The sequence below is a fragment of the Maritimimonas sp. 2304DJ26-3 genome (genome assembly GCF_056591635.1).
Genome location: NZ_JBWQOK010000003.1, coordinates 494,247 through 513,708 on the forward strand (window position 1 = coordinate 494,247; position 19,462 = coordinate 513,708).

Annotated in this window: 18 protein-coding genes; 12 read left to right on the forward strand and 6 right to left on the reverse strand. The window is 32.0% G+C overall.

Annotated elements, in window-relative coordinates:
* Positions 1-33 precede the first annotated feature (33 nt).
* Positions 34-858, reverse strand: a complete 825-nt coding sequence (locus tag AC1EUV_RS10980) for a helix-turn-helix domain-containing protein (protein WP_480198754.1) — start codon at positions 856-858, stop codon at positions 34-36.
* Between the two features lie 586 nt (positions 859-1,444).
* On the opposite strand from AC1EUV_RS10980, the gene AC1EUV_RS10985 reads away from it, so the two are divergent.
* The 4 genes from AC1EUV_RS10985 to AC1EUV_RS11000 all read left to right on the forward strand — a co-directional run bounded on the left by AC1EUV_RS10985 (position 1,445) and on the right by AC1EUV_RS11000 (position 7,661).
* Positions 1,445-1,939: a helix-turn-helix domain-containing protein gene (locus tag AC1EUV_RS10985; protein WP_480198755.1), complete on the forward strand. Its 495-nt coding sequence runs from the start codon at positions 1,445-1,447 to the stop codon at positions 1,937-1,939.
* A gap of 166 nt (positions 1,940-2,105) precedes the next feature.
* The gene (locus AC1EUV_RS10990) at positions 2,106-5,246 is read left to right on the forward strand and encodes a SusC/RagA family TonB-linked outer membrane protein (protein ID WP_480198756.1); all 3,141 of its coding nucleotides are present in this window, start codon (positions 2,106-2,108) and stop codon (positions 5,244-5,246) included.
* Between the two features lie 19 nt (positions 5,247-5,265).
* Positions 5,266-6,723, forward strand: coding sequence for a SusD/RagB family nutrient-binding outer membrane lipoprotein (locus AC1EUV_RS10995; protein ID WP_480198757.1), 1,458 nt, complete (start codon positions 5,266-5,268; stop codon positions 6,721-6,723).
* A gap of 14 nt (positions 6,724-6,737) precedes the next feature.
* Positions 6,738-7,661 carry a hypothetical protein gene (locus tag AC1EUV_RS11000; RefSeq protein ID WP_480198758.1) on the forward strand — a complete coding sequence of 308 codons (924 nt, stop codon included), beginning with the start codon at positions 6,738-6,740 and terminating at the stop codon, positions 7,659-7,661.
* 818 nt (positions 7,662-8,479) lie between these two features.
* Here the strand turns inward: AC1EUV_RS11000 and AC1EUV_RS11005 are convergent.
* The 5 genes from AC1EUV_RS11005 to AC1EUV_RS11025 form a co-directional block, all read right to left on the reverse strand.
* Positions 8,480-8,614, reverse strand: a complete 135-nt coding sequence (locus AC1EUV_RS11005; protein WP_480198895.1) for an avidin-fold protein — start codon at positions 8,612-8,614, stop codon at positions 8,480-8,482.
* 165 nt (positions 8,615-8,779) lie between these two features.
* Complete coding sequence (locus AC1EUV_RS11010) at positions 8,780-9,142, reverse strand: hypothetical protein (RefSeq protein ID WP_480198759.1); 363 nt, start codon at positions 9,140-9,142, stop codon at positions 8,780-8,782.
* On the reverse strand, positions 9,117-10,103 hold the full coding sequence (locus AC1EUV_RS11015) for an alpha/beta fold hydrolase (RefSeq protein WP_480198760.1): 987 nt from the start codon (positions 10,101-10,103) through the stop codon (positions 9,117-9,119). Before AC1EUV_RS11015 ends, AC1EUV_RS11010 begins: the two co-directional genes overlap by 26 nt.
* A gap of 37 nt (positions 10,104-10,140) precedes the next feature.
* Complete coding sequence (locus AC1EUV_RS11020) at positions 10,141-11,205, reverse strand: serine hydrolase domain-containing protein (RefSeq protein ID WP_480198761.1); 1,065 nt, start codon at positions 11,203-11,205, stop codon at positions 10,141-10,143.
* Positions 11,192-11,734: a nuclear transport factor 2 family protein gene (locus AC1EUV_RS11025; protein WP_480198762.1), complete on the reverse strand. Its 543-nt coding sequence runs from the start codon at positions 11,732-11,734 to the stop codon at positions 11,192-11,194. Before AC1EUV_RS11025 ends, AC1EUV_RS11020 begins: the two co-directional genes overlap by 14 nt.
* 654 nt (positions 11,735-12,388) lie before the next feature.
* Here AC1EUV_RS11025 and AC1EUV_RS11030 point away from each other — a divergent pair.
* The 8 genes from AC1EUV_RS11030 to AC1EUV_RS11065 all read left to right on the forward strand — a co-directional run bounded on the left by AC1EUV_RS11030 (position 12,389) and on the right by AC1EUV_RS11065 (position 19,416).
* Positions 12,389-13,312, forward strand: a complete 924-nt coding sequence (locus AC1EUV_RS11030) for a TolB family protein (protein WP_480198763.1) — start codon at positions 12,389-12,391, stop codon at positions 13,310-13,312.
* An 89-nt stretch (positions 13,313-13,401) separates the two neighbouring features.
* Positions 13,402-14,046, forward strand: a complete 645-nt coding sequence (locus AC1EUV_RS11035; RefSeq protein WP_480198764.1) for a DUF998 domain-containing protein — start codon at positions 13,402-13,404, stop codon at positions 14,044-14,046.
* Complete coding sequence (locus AC1EUV_RS11040) at positions 14,043-14,975, forward strand: GNAT family N-acetyltransferase (protein WP_480198765.1); 933 nt, start codon at positions 14,043-14,045, stop codon at positions 14,973-14,975. Before AC1EUV_RS11035 ends, AC1EUV_RS11040 begins: the two co-directional genes overlap by 4 nt.
* Before the next feature lie 38 nt (positions 14,976-15,013).
* On the forward strand, positions 15,014-15,643 hold the full coding sequence (locus tag AC1EUV_RS11045; protein WP_480198766.1) for a methyltransferase domain-containing protein: 630 nt from the start codon (positions 15,014-15,016) through the stop codon (positions 15,641-15,643).
* A 41-nt stretch (positions 15,644-15,684) separates the two neighbouring features.
* Positions 15,685-16,230 (forward strand): nucleoside deaminase, encoded by a 546-nt coding sequence (locus AC1EUV_RS11050; RefSeq protein WP_480198767.1) that lies wholly within the window; start codon positions 15,685-15,687, stop codon positions 16,228-16,230.
* A gap of 255 nt (positions 16,231-16,485) precedes the next feature.
* Positions 16,486-17,463: a LuxR C-terminal-related transcriptional regulator gene (locus AC1EUV_RS11055; RefSeq protein WP_480198768.1), complete on the forward strand. Its 978-nt coding sequence runs from the start codon at positions 16,486-16,488 to the stop codon at positions 17,461-17,463.
* Positions 17,464-17,650: 187 nt separating this feature from the next.
* The gene (locus AC1EUV_RS11060; RefSeq protein ID WP_480198769.1) at positions 17,651-18,577 is read left to right on the forward strand and encodes a glycoside hydrolase family 16 protein; all 927 of its coding nucleotides are present in this window, start codon (positions 17,651-17,653) and stop codon (positions 18,575-18,577) included.
* 116 nt (positions 18,578-18,693) lie between these two features.
* Complete coding sequence (locus AC1EUV_RS11065; RefSeq protein ID WP_480198770.1) at positions 18,694-19,416, forward strand: class I SAM-dependent methyltransferase; 723 nt, start codon at positions 18,694-18,696, stop codon at positions 19,414-19,416.
* Positions 19,417-19,462 lie beyond the last annotated feature (46 nt).

The window sequence follows — 19,462 nt, forward strand, 5'->3', positions numbered from 1 at the left end:
ACTTAAAAAAGCTGTGTCTCGCTTGATTTTAATCTATCGATTTTGAGTTTCGATATACTCCTTAGGAGTAGAGCCAACATGATTTTTAAACACGCGATAAAAAGAGCTATTACTACTAAAGCCAGATTCAGAGGCAATTGCAAATAAAGTTAGATGCTTTTTATTAGAATCTAATATGGTTGTTTTCACTTCTTCTACTCTCAAAGAATTTATATAATAAAAGAAATTATTTCCATAATAACTATTTATGGCAGCGGACAACTCGTGTAATGAAATATCTAATTTATCTGCTACATCAACCAATTTTAAATCTGAGATCCTATACATTTTTTGCTCAGACATTAAAAAATTCAATCTTTCAATTAAAGGAATATAAGTATCTTTTGTTTTAAGATATGAAGTGAGTTTCTCTTTAATGGCTGATTCATATTTTATATCATAGCCATGATAAGTAAAATAAAATTGAATGAATATGATAAAAATTACAATTAGTGAAAGCGTATAAGCATCAAAAGTTCTATAATAAAGCTCAAAAATATCTAAAATTAAACATAATAGAAAACTGGTTAATGACACTAATGAAAGTAGTAAGAATAGAATTTGAACTTTCTTATTCCTAAACTTTAGTATATCATCTGAACTATATTCACCTTGAATAATATTTCTTTTGTTTAAGTTTAAGAACCCTAAAAATGAGTATATAGATATATGTAGAACATATAAGTATTGCATAATTTCAATTTCTGGTTTTTGCTTTACTCCATAAAAGGAATTGATAATTTCTAGTTTTTCTGCACTTGTTTTTAAGTAAAAAGGAATACCCAATGACAGCAATATTAAGAAAGGTAATAAATGCATTAGGTGATATCTTTTTATTTTAATAATAGAATGAAAATAAAATAGGGGACCTATTAGGAACAATATAGGGCCGTTTATCCATAAAAAATGTGGATATTCAAAGAAATATCCTTGAATTTCGTAAATAGCAAAAAATAAGCACACTGAAAACAGCATCGCCCCAATAGGCAGATAAATAGGTCTTTTATTTTTTAGTGATCTTATAAAATAATATAAGCCAATATTAAATGAACATATTGCTGCTATTATTATAAAAATTAAATAGATTGTTATATTCAAACTTTTATTTATTAATAGCTAAAAGTACAATTTTTGATTTCTGGTTTACTAAATACACACTTAATATTAGTGTTAATATTTTATTAAATATTTTTTAATCAATTACCAAATTATAATCTAATATAAATTTCAAATTTAATTTAACCAATCTATTATAACTATTTTCTTCTTTTGAAAATATAGTAAAATAGATATGTACTTCTTATATTCAATTATTTTCAAACCATTAATTTTAAATCTTTTAATTTTTGAATGGTTTATCTTATCCATTGCGTTATTTGGTTCTTTTATTTGTATAATAATCTTTTTGAGTCTAAAATATTATAAGGATTCAATTTTAAAAAGTAATGCGTTAACCCCAAATAGAAAGGAGTTAAATAAATATTATAAGACGGGGTTGTCTTTAGAGTTGTCAACCGAGTTAAAAGATGTTTTAGTTAAAATCATGGAAAGTGAATGCCTTTTTCTTGATTCAAGCTTAAACTTAGATGGGCTGGCGAAGAGGTTAAATATTTCAAGAAATCAAACGTCACAAATAATAAATCAGCATTTTAATATGTCTTTTTATGATTTTATAAATAATTATAGAATTGAAGAGGCAATAAAGATATTAAATACAACTTCACAAGAAGACATAAGCTTAACTGAGATAGCATATATGGTTGGTTTCAATAATAGGATAACATTTTATAATGCTTTCAAAAGATTTAAAAAGGTTAGTCCTTCTCTATATATAAAAAACAACGCAAGTACTATCTTGTTAAATAACTCCCGAAAAAAGGTAAAAACCTTCACGCATTAACTAGTTCTCGAAATAAAACTTATTCATTTGTCATACGTTCGCCGAGCATGATTTAGGCCATAAATGTATTAAAAGGTTCCACTAAGCTTTGTTTCATTATGGTTATTTGAATTAATTAATCCTAAAACCCATGTTCGGCTTTTTTTATTAACTCAAATTAAATTTCATGAAAATTAAATTTTACAATTTATGTTTCTTTTTTGTCATGTTTAGTTGTTTTGTAGGTCATGCACAAGAAAGAACAATTACTGGTACGGTTTCAGACGAAACTGGTCCTTTGCCAGGTGTTAGTATTGTTATTAAAGGTACATCTACAGGTACCGAAACTGATTTTGATGGCAAGTATTCAATCAATGCGAATGTAGGTGATGTACTTGTGTTTAGCTTTGTTGGGATGAGTGCTCAAGAAAAAACAGTAGGTGCAGCAAGTGTTATTGATGTAGTGCTAGTTGCAGATAACGTACTTGAAGAAGTAGTTGTTACTGCATTAGGTATTCAACGTCAGGCCAGAGCCCTGGGTTACGGTACAGATGTAGTTAAAGGAGATGATTTAGTAAAAGCTAGAGAAAGTAACATCGTAAACGCCTTACAAGGTAAAGTGACTGGTGTACAAATTACTAATTCTAGTGGTAATGTAGGTGGTTCTTCTAAAATTATTATTAGAGGGGTTTCTTCATTATCAGGTAGAAACAGTCCAATTTGGATTGTTGATGGTATAATTATCAACAACTCTCAAACCGCAGGATCAAGTAGTAATGATCGTATTACTGGTAACAGAGATTTTGCTAATGGTGCTGCGGTTATTAACCCAGATGATGTTGAGTCTATGAACGTATTAAAAGGTGCTGCTGCGACCGCACTTTATGGTTCTAGAGCAGCTGGTGGTGCGATTATTGTGACTACTAAAAAAGGAAAGGCCAGAACAGATGGAAATGCTACCGTTACTATCAACTCAACTGTTAGAATGGATAATCTGTTTAGAATTCCAGATTATCAACAAGAATATGCTATGGGTACTAATGGTACATATAGTGCTGGCTCTACTGGTTTTGATTGGGGTCCACGTATTGTTGGTCAAACAGTACCTAATGCTCCTGTGACAAATGTGCCAGGTGTTTTAAGAGCAGTTAAAGATAATGGTATTAATGATTTCTTTGATACAGGTTATACTTTTATCAACAACTTTGCTGTTTCAGACGCCAATGAAAAGATGGATTATAGATTAAGTTTAACAGCTTTAAATCAAACAGGTGTTTTACCTGGATCTAAACTGAACCGTTATACGGCAAGTTTCAACGCAGGTGTTAGACATAATGATAAACTAGAAACAAGATTTGGTGTTCAATATATTAAGTCCAAGACCGAAGGAACGGGTGCAACAGGAGCAAACGATCCAAACATTATTGGTTTGAGTTCTTTTAGTAGTACATTGGATCAAAATTTATTTGATCCATGGATTGATGCAAGTGGGAACCAAATCAATCACATTGTCGATGATCAAGGGAATTTATCTAATAACCCATTATGGTTACGTTATGAAAATTCAAATGAGCGCGATGACACTCGTGTAATCGCTAATGCTTCTATAACATTCAAACCTTTTAATGGCTTTGCTTTAACAGGTAGGATAGGTGTTGACCTAGGTGATGATAAGCGTTTTATTGAAAATAGTAAAGGTACAATACAGAGATTACAAGGTGATTTCGATTCTGACAATCTTCACAGACAAGAAATTACATCTGATATTATTGCTTCATATACAAGAGATTTAACTGAAGATCTTTCTTTAAATGTATTAGGAGGTTTTCAGTACAATTCTAGATTAGTTGAAAGACAAAGAATTCAAGGAGTCAATTTATTAATACCTGAATTGTTTAGTCCGGCAAATGCTGCACAGACAATTCCAAATAGAGATTTCACAGAAGCAAGGTTAGTTGGTTTATATGGATCAGCAGAATTTGGTTATAAAAACTGGGCTACCTTAACGTTAACTGCCAGGAATGATTGGTCTTCTACGCTACCAAAAGATAATAACTCCTATTTCTATCCATCAGCGAGTTTAGCTTTTGTATTTACAGATGCCTTTGGTATTGATAGTGATTGGATTTCTTATGGTAAATTTAGAGCAAGTTGGGCGCAAGTTGGTAATGATACTCAAGCGTATCAGTTAGATTTTAACTTTTTTCCTGTTACTACGGCTACAGGTCAATATAGTTTAGATTTGAACTTTCCCTTTAATGGTGCTTTAGCTTATAGAGCTAGTACAAGGATCCCACCTTCAAATCTTTTACCAGAAGAACAAACTTCTTATGAGTTTGGGTTGGATATGAAATTATTTAAAGGAAGAATCGGGATTGATTTTGCATATTTCAAAAACGAAAATAAAGATCAAATATTAAGTGTCGCGATTCCGGAGACTACAGGATTTGCAAGTAGAGTTTTGAACGTTGGTCAGGTAAACCAAGAAGGATTTGAAGTTGCTATAGATGCAACACCAGTTAAGATAGGTGACTTTACGTGGAATACTGCTATTAACTTCTCTCAAGTAGAATCTAAAGTTGTAGAATTGACTCCAGAATTACAACAATTCCAAATTGTTTCGGCTTTTAGTAGTGTACAGGTAATGGCCGTTCCTGGTAAAGAGTTTCAATTGTTTGGTTTTGATTTCTTAAGAGATCCTGCTTCTGGTAGACCGGTTATTGATCCTACTACAGGTAGAAGAATACAAAATGGTCAAGCAGAAATTTTAGGTTCAGTATTACCAGATTGGACAGGTGGATGGGTAAATAACTTCTCTTATAAAGGATTTAACTTAACAGCTACTGTTGATGTTAGATGGGGTGGTGTTATGAAATCTTCTACTGTTGAAAATTTACAACAAGGTGGACTTGTAACTGAAACTTTATTTGGAAGAGATGGAGCCTTTATTGATACTGAAGGAGTTATTCCTGATGGAAATGGTGGCTTTGTTGATAACAACGTACCATTATTAAATGCTGAAGACTATTGGACAGCTTCTTTAGGTGTTGGATCTGTAGCTACTCCTTGGGTTTATGATGCTTCTTTTGTCAAATTAAGAGAAGTAGGTTTATCATATACTTTACCTTCTAAAATGTTAGAAAAAACGTTTATCAAAGGTGCAACGTTTGGTGTTGAGGGTAGAAATTTAGCTTTATTATATTCTAAAGTTCCTCATATTGATCCAGAGGCTAGTTTATTTGGTTCTGGTGCTGATGGTTTTGGTATAGAAAGATCGAATGTGCCTTCTACAAGAAGTATTGGTTTTAATGTAAGACTAACATTTTAAATTTAAAAATTAAGAAAAGATGAAAAAATTAAAATTTATAATTTTGGTATCTGCTTTGATGTTTGGCGCATTACATTCTTGTGATAAGACTTTAGACATCAATACAGATCCATTGGCTGCTTCTTCAGCCGATCCGAATGCAGTCTTGCCATATGTTTTCACACAAAACTCGGCAAGAAAAGTAAGTGAGTTAGGGACAAGAATTTGTGATGTTTCACAGTATATTTCTAATACTTTTAATAGTCCAAATAGAGGTACTGTTAGTAGTTTTTTAACTGGTAATTATTGGGCATTATTATATGTTCGGGTAGCTGGGAATTTGTCTTTGGTAAAGGCTGATGCTGCTGCTGCTGGGCCTACTAGTAATAATGTAAATGCTATAGCAACTATTTTAATGGCGAATGCGTTCTATGAAGCCACTAGCATTTGGGAGGATGTTCCATTTTCAGAAGCGCTAAATGGAACAGAGTTTCCTAATCCTCAGTTCGATAGTCAAGAGGACGTTTTAAATGGTGTCGTTGCGATGTATGATGAAGCTATGGCTTTAATAGATGCAATGCCAGCAACTGGTAATTTTAATCCTCTTAATGGTGATTTATATTATGGCTCTAATGCTCCCGCTCCTTTTGGATCATCAAGTGTTCAAGCACAAATAGCAAAGTGGAGAGTTTTAGCTAACTCACTGAAATTACGTACATTAATGATGTTAAGAAGTGGTGGCGCCAATGTTGATGCACAAATTAATACGACTTTAGGCCAACCCTTAATGGAAAGTAATGATCAATCAGCTCTTTTAACTTATACAGGTCAACCTGGTGCTCAAAACGCAATGCTAACTATTATTACTGCATTCTTTGGTCCAGATAATGAGAGTCAAGATATATTTGGTCCTGGTGATCCTATCGATGCATTATTAAATGGTTCAGGAGATCCACGTTGGGATCTTTGGGTAGCAAGAAACAATTTACCTCCTCCTGGTAATGATCTTTTTCCTGATCCAACAACATCTGTATTAAGTAATAATATTATTCGTGCAAACTTACCAGATATGTTGATGATGCCTGCAGAGATTGATTTATATAAAGCTCAATTGGCTTTAGAAGGTGTTGCTGCTGCTGGTGATGCCAACACCAGCTACAGAAATGGTGTTACGAATGCAATTACATGGTGGGCACAAGATATACCTGGACAAACAGGACCTGCCCCATCTTCGGCAGAAATAACCGCTTACGTAAACGGTTTAGCAGCTCCAACTATGAATGATATATATAATCAACAATATTTGGCTACATTCTTACAACCAGTTATGGCATGGAATGTATGGAGAATTAATAAAGTACCTGCTTTAGCTCCACCACCAAATTCAACTATTGGTACGATATTGAGACGATTTGTATACCCACCAGATGAGATAGCAGCGAATCCCAATACTCCAAACGACAAACCGACCCAACAGCCTATGTGGTTTGAAAATTAAAAACGTATTTTAAGATGAAAAAAATAACATATATTTTAATAGCATCGGTTATTTTCTTAACCGGTTGTTCAGAAAATTTTGAACTAAACGATAATGATCAAGATCTAAACGTTGAATTATTAGAAGGTGACTATGTAGCGTACAGTGCAAATGGAGCCAATACTACTACTCCTGCAATAGACGCTAAGGAGGGAGACACTGGTGTTGCATTAAATGTAGAGATACCTACAGGTACAGAAACAGATGTTACCATTAACTTTGAATTTGGTGGTACAGCCATTTTCGGTACAGATTTTACATGTGCTGGATGTACTAGTGCTGGTGGTAGTGTAGTACTTACTCCAGATGATGGTTCAGATCCTCAGAATATTATAGATAATGTAAATATACTTATTGATTTATTAACAGATCAAAATCAAGATGGTAATAAAACATTGACTGTAACTCTTGTAAGTGCTTCTAATGGCCAAGGAGCTGTAAATGTTGGTCGCGGTGGAACGGATCTATTAAGAACTCAGACTGTAAACATTTCTGATATAGACTGTGGAGACGTAGCAGGACTTTATAATGTTACAGGTACAATTTTAGTAGATGACTTTGGTTCTGGTCCATATGCTTATGATGATAGAATTGCATTAGCAGATTGTTCTGTAGAAGGAGAATATAGTATCTCTGATATCACAGGAGGATTATATACTAATGATTATGCGACTGCATATGGTGTTGCTCCAGCTGTTGCTATAATCGAATTTGACCCAACTACTGATGGACCAGTTACTTGGAGTGGTGTTTCAGATCAGTTTGGTGGTTCAGTTATAGAAGATGTTGCTTCTGCAACAGCAAGTAATTATAATGCTGCAACAGGCGTAATTACAATTTATTGGACAGCAACGGCTTATGGAGAGCGTGGAATTACAACTTATACCATTGCTCCATAATAAAAAGCTTAAGTATACATTAAAAAACCATCTCAATTGAGGTGGTTTTTATGAAATTTCAAGTATTTAGTAATATTAAAAAATGTTAGACTTTAATGGAGCAATAAATTAAGGAATAATAAGATAAATATTAAAGACAAGTATTAAGTCAACATTTATTGGCTGACTTAGTGAATAAAAGAAGGAATTAAAATATATCACTTAAATTCTAAAGAAATACTCTTTAAGTCACCATTTATTCAACTCTTTCGAGCTGCCCTACTAAATAGAACTTCTTTACTGTAATGTTCGAATGGAATATCTTTACTTGAATTTCACTACTAAGAAATTTCAAATATGCCATTTCTACTGAAGAACAACTATTTTTAATAAGAAATTTTTTTTCAAAATCATCCAAGAAAACTGTTATAGCATCGTGATAGCCAGATGTATTTGCGTTTTGCTTTCCAATAGAATCATTGTAATCAATAATTTTTTGCCGTACTATTATTAGGCTTTTTTAAAAGCAAAATGCCAATTATACCATATAACAACCATAATGTGAGTATTATGATCCCATTTGCTAATTGGTAAAGTTTTATTCGTAAATTTTTCTATTATTGTATCAATCTCTGACTCTTTCATCGTTTTTAGCATGCTAAAATTTATAATTTAGACTTCCATGAAAATATTAACTCCTGTTTCATTGGAATATTCAGTTGTCATTTTGAAATGCTCTTCTAATTTTAACTTACCAGAACCTGGGTCCTTAGATAATATGTACTCTGACTTTCCATGATCTGATTAGCCAGATAGCCTAAGTTGGCAATAAGTGAATTTTAAAACATTTTTTTTAATAACCCAACCAAATACCCTTTTTCTATTTTACCACCTGAAAATGTTCCGTTGACTATATTTTCTTCTTGTCGAAAATCAAAAAAATTTTCTTCATTAACTATACTGTTATTAGCAATTAAATTGCATTTATCTTTACTTTATTTAACATAATTATTAAGAATTTTAGATTTATAAGTTTTAGATTTTCTCACAAGGTGATGATGGTATTTAAATATTAATTCTATTGGAATAATCGGCAATCTTTCAGTAGAAAATAGGTTGTTTTTCGAATTGATGAATGCTTATTCTCGATAGACAATTTTATCAACTTTAGTAGAAGAAAATTTGATCAAATCTAAGGCTTGTTCTTCGGTAAACCCTTGTTCAACATGCCATTCTAATGTCATCCAACTATGAATATGATCCCATTTTTTGATTCTTTCTAATCCTTTTTTATCAGGATTCGAAATATATTCTGTATGCCCAATGCAATGGAACATTGGTAGCTCATTTATATGACCTCTATGTGAGATATCATTCTGACAAGGATCTAATGAAGAAGGTAATACTCGATGTGTATTTCCTACCAAAATAACTAATAGAAAAAGTACAGATACAGATACCAATATCAGAGATATATTATTTTTTGCTTTCTTGATTATCATTTTTCATAAAATTAAAGATTATTTGTAAAGTTTGTGTACTTGCCTCAATATGCGGCATGTGTCCAATGTTTTTCATTAACTCCATAGTAGAGTTGGGCATTTCATCTACTATTTTTTGTGAGTATTTTGTAGGAATTGGATCATATTCGCCATGTATAACTAATAATTTGTGCTCTAAGGTTTTTAATTTAGGATAAAAATTAAACTCATTGGCCCTTAACTCTTTCCATATCATAGGATTTATTTGGCTCTGGAACTTGGCCGTATTGGCATCTAAATAAAACTTTAAAGTGTCTAAAATGGTACTATCTTTAACATAGGCTTTATATAAAATTCTTGCTTGTTTTTTTCTACTCTCAACAATATTGTTATTATTAATAGCTTTATCCAACACCATATAATTTGTTACATCGGTCTGGGTTAGCCTTTGATTTAAACTATTATTCAAATCTGTTAGAGATTCCATTTCTAAACCAGCTGTACCAATTAGTACAATTTTATCTACTTTCTCTGGATTCTCAAGAGTGTACATTATGCTCAACAATCCTCCCCAAGAAATGCCCAATAGGTTGAATTTTTTGATATTAAGACTATCTGATAATACATTAATATCGTTAATGAATTTGGTTGTGTTTATGTCAGATTCAGTTATTTCAGAATACGATTTCCCTGTTCCTCTTTGATCAAAGAAAATCATCCTATGGTTCTTACTCAAATCTTTTAAATATATATAGTCATGATTGAAATATCCGCCTGGGCCACCATGGAGGACAAAAGTTGGTTCACCGTAACCAACCGATTTGTAGAATAGTTTAGCATTACCAGATTGAACATATCCAGAATCCAATTGTATTTCGATAGTATTCTCTGCTTTAGTTGTTTTTTTGTTACTTTTTTTACAAGAAACGAAACCAATGCTAAGAATATTTAGGTAGAGATAAAGTGTTATTATTTTTTTCATAGTTAATTGAATTGCTTTTCCAAATATCATGGTCTAATTACTCCCATGGTTTTAGAATATTTTCAACTACACGTCTTGTAGCTCTGGATGATTCGAAATTTTGTAATATTAAAATGGTAATATCTTTCTTAGGGAAATATCTCGAGTAACAACTAATGCCTGTTGAACCACCTGAATGCCCAAAATTTTTGTCAATGGTATCTATTGAAAAAATTAACCCTACAAAACTGCTATTTCTAATACTTCGAGGATTTTTTACTTGAGGCGTTAAGACTAATTGTAATAACTTTCCAGAAAGTAGAGTACCATTATTTAGGTACCTATAGAAATTGAGCATATCATTTATGGTACTGTAAGATCCGCCTGCTGGAGTTCCCTTTACACTATGTTCGAAAAAATTGCTTAATATTTTATTCTCATTCTTAAAATACCCAATAGCCCTATTATCAACAACCTCATCGGTTTCATAAAAACCAGAATTTTTCATTTTAGCAACATCGAATACATATTTTTGTACAATTGAATAATAATTCTTATCTTCTAATTGCTCAAGTAGAAGTCCCAATAATAAAACCCCAGTATTACTATATTGAAAAAAATCTCCAGGCTTAGCTGAAAGCTCAAATAATTCCTTTTTTAAAAAATCCTTGGTTACTCTGAAATTCTCTCGGTCATTATAATAGCTGGGATTCGACAAGTAGTTTCCCAAACCTGAAGTATGTGTCATTAGTTCCTTGTAAGTTATAATCTCTAATCCAATTCCTCTTAATTCTTGTGGTAACTGATTTACTATTGGGTCATTAATATTTAAATTGTGTTTATTTAGCAATTTAATTGCAGCTACAACGGTAAAAATCTTTGTTATAGACCCTAGATTAAATTTCGTTTTCTTGTTGATTGAAGATTTTTCTTCAAAATTCTTGTAACCGAATGATTCACAATATAAAGTATCATTACCTTTTTGAACATGCACTATTCCCGAAAAAGAATTTTGGGTATACAATTTTTTAAGTTTACTTTCTATTTCTGGTACTTTTTGAGAAAAACAAGAAGTACTTAATAATAAAAAAATCAGTAGTTGCCATGTCTTAATTTTTGTCATAGTCCCAAAGTATATTTATAATTTTCCATTGATTATTTTCTTTTGCTAAATGGATATGCTCTTTCCATTTTAATGTGGGATACCCTGTATTTAACAAGATGCTTGCCGTATTTTTTGATAAATACAGAACTTCAATCGTATTTTCTTGTTTTTCTAGTTTAAGAATCCTTTTTCTGTTCATCATTTCCTTTAAATATTGCGAGGATATTTCTTGATAGGATAGATCATTGTTAATTCCGCGCTTAGCCATTTTAGAATGGAAGCTTTTCTCCATGGCTTTCCAATCATTTAGAAAAAAATTGGAAATGTAATTAAGAGTAGTTTGGGTAATTATTTCTTTGTCATCACCTGAGCTACTCTGGGCATTAAGAATTGTAGTGAACATGCCCAATAAAATTGTTAGAAAAAGATGCTTCTTTAAAGGATTTTTGTGAAATCGAAAACTTAGAGGCAAGGTTAATTTATTGTGATTCAAAATGAAATAATTATCTACTTTTTTTGATGTAAAATTGTCACTGGCTATGTCCATAAAATATAGATTGGTTTATAAAACTCAAATTTAGGCTTCTGTTAGGTCGATGGGATAGTTAAATAACTATAAATTATACCAATCTATAAAATGAAATAAATAAGAAGTGTAGGACAAGCTTTTATTTAAGATGGAAGATTTTAAGTAGATATTATTTGATATGAATAAAGTTTGAAAGAGGTGAGTAATTCGGTGAGTAGGAAAGTAGGGTATTTGTAATAGTATATTAATCAATAAGTTACAGACAAGGTTCTGATCCCTCTTTCTCCGCTGAAAATGCTATCAAATAGCAACAAAACCCATCAAATAATAGGATTTGGTGGGTTTCTCATTTTAATTAGTTTCATTTATACACAAATGATATGAAACAAAAAGGTGACCTTTTTTAAGTTTTCAATAGGTCACCTAATTCGCCAAGATTCAATGTATTTTAAATAGTAAGTACTTAAGAACGAGTAGTACTATACTTAAGGATAGGTATCATTCTATACTATCGTCTATTTCATATTTAAGCTTATTATGGGAATTTTACAGAAAAATTAAACAAATTGTAACAATTGCTATTCTGCCAAATTTATTTGGAATTTGCTTAAAAAGGTTAATAGAGCCCTTCCAATGAAATAATTGTTGTCAGTAATTAAAAACAAATCCAACATGAAAATTCACATAATTAAATTCTTAGCACTGATATGCATAGCGCAATTCAGTGCTTGTAAAATTGAAAAATCAAAGACAACAGAGGGAGATTCTTCAACTATGGAAACGCTATATTTTGCTCAAAAACCACCTGGTTCAATACCAAAAGTTTTCGCTCAAGATGTAGTCTCGATCAATGGGAGATTTGAAAGCACTATTTCATTTTCTCCAGACTTAAAAGAACTCTATTTTGATTCTAAATATGAGGGTGAGGCATCTCAAATCTATTTTTCGAAAATTGTCAATGGTAATTGGACTCCAATAAAAAGAGCAAATTTTACCAAAGGAAATAAAATAGAAGAAACGCACCCCTTTGTAAGTCCTAATGGTAAAAGGATTTATTTTACCGCGTTTGACTCTATTTTTTTAGATGAACGGATATGGTACGTGAACCGCTTAGAGAATTCTTGGAGTGATGCTATTCAACTGGATTCTCCTTTGAATCAGGATAAAGTGTTTTTTCCAAATCATGCGATAGATGGTGGGCTCTATTATTTCAATTTATCAAAATTTAAAACCTATCATGCCTCTAATGATAACGGTAAATTTATTGAACCACAGGAAGTGGAAATTGATTTTGGGCATCATGCTTTTATTTCGCCAAAAGATGATTATTTATTGGTGACTGCAAAGAACAATAAAGATGAAAATAGAAGGGATAATGATATTTATGTCTACTTTAGGAATCAAGACGGAACATGGTCAAAACCTATGAACCTTGGAACTACAGTAAATAGTAATTTTTCAGAAAAAACACCAAGTGTCAGCCCTGATGGCAGGTATTTGTTTTTTGGTAGAGATGAAAGAGATAGTGAACCTGGTCTATCAAATATTTATTGGGTGAGCACGGAAATTATAGAAAAATTAAGGCCAAAACAATAATAAAATATCGCTAAATAATGTGTCAAGGATTCACTATTTGCGATTTGTGCCACACTAAAAAGAAACACCTTCTTAAATAAAAAAAATGAATGTCTTCAAAAAACTATAGTAAAATAGGAATCGCAATACCAATACTTTTTTGTTCTACATACATCATGATGTCATTTATTCGACCAGAATATTCTATGTACACTAAAGCTATAAGCGAACTTGGTTCTGTAGATGCACCTAGAAAATGGATTTGGAATTTTTTTGGATACATACTTACAGGAATATTAATAGCAATTTATAGCATTGGTCTTTATAACAATATTGCAACTAAAGAATCCAGTAAATGGCCTCTCTATGGAATTTTTTTAAGTGGATTTTTTATGTCATTGTCGGGAATATTCCCTGGAGATTTTGACAATCCGAAATCAATAACAATGATTTTACATTCAATAGGCAGTTTTGGGAGTTATATCTTTTTTTTAGCTGGAGCTTTCTCTTATCCAAAACTTATGATTAAAACCTATTATTGGAAAAGCGCCAAAAAGCCGACATTGATTTTAACCTATCTAACCATTGTTTTTGGAGCCTGGGCATTCATTTTCCCAAATATTCCCGCACTTGGACAAAGAATAGTGTTCTTCATCTATTTTGGTTGGATTTTCTACACTGCAGTTAAACTTTATAACCTAAATAATAATATTTCGAATACTAACTCTATCAAAGGAAAATCATCAGTCAGATGAATAAATACGAATTGAAAAAAGGGAAAATACTAGAAACTCAAAGGCTTAGACTCCGTGAATTTAATATTCATGATTCTAAGTTTATTTTAAGACTGTTGAATTCCCCAAACTGGTTAGAATTCATTGGAGATAAAAATATTAGGACAGAAAAGGACGCCTTAAACTATTTAATTGAGGGACCAATAAATAGTTACAAAAAAAACGGATATGGTCTTTGGTTGGTTGAACTGAAAGATTCTGATGTTCCAATAGGTATGTGTGGATTAGTAAATCGAGAAACATTAGAAGATATAGATATTGGATTTGCCATACTTCCTGATTATTTGAATCTAGGATACGGATTTGAAATAGCGAATGCTACAATGCATTACGCTAAGAATAACTTAAATCTGGATAAAATAATAGCGATTACTGATTGCAACAATATTGCTTCCATTAAACTATTAAATAAAATTGGACTTTCCTTTGAAAGGACATTAGAATTGTTGGATGAGGATAGCGTTCTTGTATTTTCTCCATCCGATAATGCCGAGGATGAAATTGAAATCGGAAAACTAATGTCAGCGTTTTATGGTTTATTTGATAATACCGATGCAAGGGTACCTGAGTTGAATAGGATAAAAGACTTGTTCATAGCTAAAGGTGTTATAGTTAGAAATACCGATGGAAGTACTGAGATATTTAACTTAGAAACCTTCATCGTACCAAGAGAGAAATTATTGACCGAAGGAATACTTACTGATTTTAGTGAACATGAAATCTCACACAAGACAGAAATATTCAGAAATATCGCTCATAGGCTAAGTCTGTATAAAAAATCTGGTAAACGGAACAATGTGTATTTTGAAAGAAAAGGAGTAAAGACTGTTCAGTTCATTAAAGTAAACAATAAATGGAAGATTTGTTCGGTTGCATGGAATGATGATTAGTAAGGTCAATAAGCCGTAATAATGAATAGAAAATGAAAATGAATTCACTAGATATTATAGAGCGTAGAGCATATCGTAAGGATATCAAAGGAGATAGATTCTCTTTATATATTTCGAATTACCCATCAAATGCTAAATATTTGGGATCAAGGATTGGAAATTCAGATCTCATTTTAGCAGAGTTTTGCTGTAGCATAGGAGTTACACTTGAATATCTAGCACCAAGTTTTAAAAAAGTAATTGGTATTGACATTGACAAGGATATTTTAAAAACATGCAAAACCAATTTGGAAGAAGCTGGCTTCATCAATAATGCTGAACTTATACAGGGAGATGTGTTTGATGATGACATATTGAAACATATAAAGGCCGATATTGTTATCTATGACATTCCTTTTTGGTCTTCACATAAGCAAGAAAACCAAGGTGACCTAGTTACCAAAAACCCACCGTTAAAGGAATTAGTAAAGAAAATTCAAGATTATATAACTTTAAATATTATCATTTTTTCACCACCCGAATGGAATTATGAATATTTTGAGAATCAATTAGGAATAATTGAATTTGAACAAGTTTTCATTGACGAGATACATAATAGAAATCAAATTTATATGGGTGATTTGATAAAGCAAATTGGCAAAACAGAAATAAACTTAAAAAGCAAATAGAGACGTAAATAATAAAATGAATATTTTAAAGTAAGGTAAAAATGAAACTTTCTATAACAATTATTCTTCTTACTACATTTCTTTCTTGTGGTGAGAAAAATAAGAATACTAAAGAACTTATAAGTATGAAGAATGAAGAAAAATATATCCGAATGGCAATTAAAATGGCAAAAGAATCAAAGGAAAACGGCAATTTACCCTTTGGATGTATTCTGGTGAATAAACAGGGGCAAGTTATTCTGAAAGGTGAGAATACTATTAATACAGATAAAGATTGTCTCGCGCACGCAGAAATTAATTTAATAAGAGAGGCTTGCAAAAGATATGATTATTCATTTCTCAATGAGTGTTCAATCTATACGAGTGATGAACCATGTCCAATGTGTACTTCTGCCATTTATTGGAGCGGTATAAGTAAACTTGTTTATGGATTAAGTAAAACAGAATATTACAAAATTGTTGGGAGAGATAACCCCAACTGGGTTTTTGAAATGCCTACAAGAGAACTATTTGAAAAGGGAGGTAGGAAAATTGAAGTTGTGGGCCCGCTGTTGGAAGAAGAAGCTTCAGTATTACATTTGGATTGAAACACTAATGAAGAGATATAGATCTTGTATTTGGTCCGAAACAAAACGATAAATTAAGTCTTAAAAGTCAAAAATAAAGTGCACTTAATCCATTAAATTTTTCTCAAAAGGTTCAAGTTGCTAAAGGGTAATGAAGCGTTATGCATGGACCAACCAAACCAAAATTTTATGGTATATTGACAATTACAGAAATGATTTCGGCTTTAGTTAGTATTAATACTTCTAAAAAAAAAGGAAATGATTTAAATTAAATACATGAATAAAAAGGATTTCTTTTTTAATTTCTATAAAATAGCTCGAGAACTAAACAGGGAATTTTCTCTTTCGGCCGCTTTACATAAATCCCTCGAAAAGACCGTTGAATTGCTCGACTTGGAAACTGGCTGGATATGGTTGGCTGAAAAGGACATGAAGTCGGTATATTTAGCAGCGTCTTTTAATTTACCACCTGCATTAAGAGACAAACCGGAACGCCTCTCAGGATGGTGCTATTGTATTGATCGATATCTATCTGACAATATGGAGGAAGCTGCTAATGTAAGCGAGATTATATGTTCTAGATTAAAGGACATTACGTCTGGCACAAAAGATCTAAAGTTTCATGCTACAATTCCTATCATTACGAATGGCCAGAAGGTTGGTTTGATCAACCTTTTGAGTAAAGAGAAACAGCAGTTAAATAATGAGAAACTATCGGTTCTTAATACACTCAGCGAATTAATTGGCATTGTGATTAACAGAACCCGTTTGCAAGAAACTCATTTAAACGATCAAGTCGGGTCTAACAAAACAATTCAAAGTGTGTTAAAGCGAGTATTAGAAATGCGTATGGAAGCATTGTTGGAGGTGCTTAACGAATCTAAAACGCACGTGCATAGAAATAATCAAACAAAATTAATTATTACTATTAACAAAGCTCTCAAGGAGACTGAAGAGCTAAGAGAGCAGGTTGAATTAATACTCACTGAAACTTTTGATCGTTCAGACTACAAAAAAAATGAAAAGGAATTTCGATACCCAACTTCGCCCTTGACACGAAGAGAGCTTGAAGTCTTGACTCTTGTTAAAAGGGGTCATACCAATGCTCTGATTGCAGAAAAACTTTATATCTCCCAAAGCACCGTTAAATTCCATATTACTTCTATCCTGTCCAAGCTCCACGCAAAGACAAGAACTCAGGCCGTAGATATTGCCCTGAAAAGGGGGATAATAAGTGCCGGATTCCTTGATTAATATTTACTACCAATCTAAAGTATAGGCTAATTTCTAATCTAAAGTTTGTTTTCCATAAGCATTTGATATTCGATTTTTGTATTCGAAAATTAAGAGGTAATTGAATAATACTTTTCTTTTATCGATAGCAATATAATTTGGTTTAATTTATCTCGAAACGGTAACACATGATTAAAAGAAAATAAATATGAGTAATACAAAGAGAGTTATATTTTTTTTTATAATAGCGATGGTCGTTATAAATATATACGTGACTTATTTTGGTTCTAAAAATATGATTTCGGCTACTTACCTACTATATAAATATGTAGATATAGGTGCAAATAGGACTAATTTTCAGTTGAGTAATCGATTATTTTCAAAATCTCAATTTAAAAAATTGGTATGGTCTGACGAATTCGATGGTGAAGGCCATATCAATTCAAATAAGTGGTTTCACCAAACTCAACTTCCACCAGGAGGTAGTTGGTGGGGTGGTTTAGTTCAGCATTATACTGATCGAATAACAAATTCATATTTAAAGGATGGCTGCTTAAACCTAGTTGCTAAAAAAGAAGAATTTAGTGATCAGGGCGAAGTTAAGCAATACACTTCTGCAAGATTAAATTCGAAATATGCTTTCAAATATGGACGTGTTGAAGTTCGTGCTAAATTGCCAAAAGGAAAGGGTACCTGGCCAGCAATTTGGATGCTTAGTAAAAATATTGATGAAGATGGTGCATATTGGGACAATAAAGGTTTTGGGACAATAAAATGGCCGAAATGTGGAGAGATAGACATAATAGAACACTGGGGAAAGAATCAAGATTACATATCAAGTGCATTACATAATGGGTCAAGTTCGGGATATGAGGTAGTTAATTTAGGTGGTCAAAAAGTGATCAATGTAACCGAGCAATTTCATACGTATTGCGTAGAATGGTCAAAAGAGAAAATTGTTTTTAGCGTTGATGATGTAGTGCATTATACCTATAATCCATCTGTCAGAAATACAGACACTTGGCCCTATGATTCTGAGCAATATATTTTAATGAATGTTGCAATAGAGTCAGACATTGACTCAAAATTCGTTGAAAGCGCAATGGTGGTAGATTATATAAGAATATTTCAATAACTAACTAAAAAAAACTGAAATAAAAAACATTATAGTTAAATAGAGAGTATAAGGTTTTATATAGAAAAGATAGCCTTTGTGCATAAAAATTTAACCTCCATGATTGAGGCAAATGAATGAAGCAGAATATTTATAACCAAGATAAATTTTTCAATAGTTATTTAGAATTTAGAGCTAATAATAACGGGATAAATAATTGTATTGAATTGCCTTACTTAATGGGTTCAATTAAAAAATTAGAAAATTCTGTTATCCTTGATATTGGCTGTGGATTAGGGCAGCAAGTTCAAAGGTTCGCGAATCTCGGTGCTAAAGAGGTTGTGGGAGTGGACATTTCTAGTAAAATGCTCGAATATGCAAATAGTCAAATAGACTCTGAAAACATTGATCTTATCTGCGAACCAATAGAGGAGTATATTATCGAAAATGAAAAGTTTGATTTGGTAGTCAGTTCAATGACGTTGCACTATGTGAAAGGTTTATTCCAAATCTTCAAAAAGGTTTACCATGGTTTAAAACCTGATGGACAGTTCATATTTTCTCTAGAGCACCCTATTTGTACAGCTCTTCTCAAAAACTGGATTGACACAAAATACGGAAGAATCTGGCCAGTTTCAGGATATGGTAATGAAGGAATTAGAAAACAGGACTGGTTTGTTAAGGATGTCGTGAAATATCATCGTAAGACAAGCACAATTATAAAGTTACTTATCAAGTCAGGGTTTAATATTAAGTCTGTTGAAGAACCAGAACCATCAATTAAATGTTTGAGTAAAAAGCCAGAATTTATTGAGCACTTTGATAGACCACCGGTATTAATAATTAGTTCAGAAAAATAGGAGTTGAATCAAAATTATAATTAATTGCTTCTTGTAAAAACAATTC

Coding starts and splice junctions, on each gene's coding strand:
- AC1EUV_RS11020 (WP_480198761.1), bottom strand. CDS start 11,205: ATGACAAAAATTAAGACATGGCAACTACTGATTTTTTTATTATTAAGT.
- AC1EUV_RS11000 (WP_480198758.1), top strand. CDS start 6,738: ATGAAAAAAATAACATATATTTTAATAGCATCGGTTATTTTCTTAACC.
- AC1EUV_RS11015 (WP_480198760.1), bottom strand. CDS start 10,103: ATGAAAAAAATAATAACACTTTATCTCTACCTAAATATTCTTAGCATT.
- AC1EUV_RS11040 (WP_480198765.1), top strand. CDS start 14,043: ATGAATAAATACGAATTGAAAAAAGGGAAAATACTAGAAACTCAAAGG.
- AC1EUV_RS11010 (WP_480198759.1), bottom strand. CDS start 9,142: ATGATAATCAAGAAAGCAAAAAATAATATATCTCTGATATTGGTATCT.
- AC1EUV_RS10995 (WP_480198757.1), top strand. CDS start 5,266: ATGAAAAAATTAAAATTTATAATTTTGGTATCTGCTTTGATGTTTGGC.
- AC1EUV_RS11050 (WP_480198767.1), top strand. CDS start 15,685: ATGAAACTTTCTATAACAATTATTCTTCTTACTACATTTCTTTCTTGT.
- AC1EUV_RS10990 (WP_480198756.1), top strand. CDS start 2,106: ATGAAAATTAAATTTTACAATTTATGTTTCTTTTTTGTCATGTTTAGT.
- AC1EUV_RS10980 (WP_480198754.1), bottom strand. CDS start 858: ATGCATTTATTACCTTTCTTAATATTGCTGTCATTGGGTATTCCTTTT.
- AC1EUV_RS11035 (WP_480198764.1), top strand. CDS start 13,402: ATGTCTTCAAAAAACTATAGTAAAATAGGAATCGCAATACCAATACTT.
- AC1EUV_RS11060 (WP_480198769.1), top strand. CDS start 17,651: ATGAGTAATACAAAGAGAGTTATATTTTTTTTTATAATAGCGATGGTC.
- AC1EUV_RS11025 (WP_480198762.1), bottom strand. CDS start 11,734: ATGGACATAGCCAGTGACAATTTTACATCAAAAAAAGTAGATAATTAT.
- AC1EUV_RS11030 (WP_480198763.1), top strand. CDS start 12,389: ATGAAAATTCACATAATTAAATTCTTAGCACTGATATGCATAGCGCAA.
- AC1EUV_RS11065 (WP_480198770.1), top strand. CDS start 18,694: ATGAAGCAGAATATTTATAACCAAGATAAATTTTTCAATAGTTATTTA.
- AC1EUV_RS11055 (WP_480198768.1), top strand. CDS start 16,486: ATGAATAAAAAGGATTTCTTTTTTAATTTCTATAAAATAGCTCGAGAA.
- AC1EUV_RS11045 (WP_480198766.1), top strand. CDS start 15,014: ATGAATTCACTAGATATTATAGAGCGTAGAGCATATCGTAAGGATATC.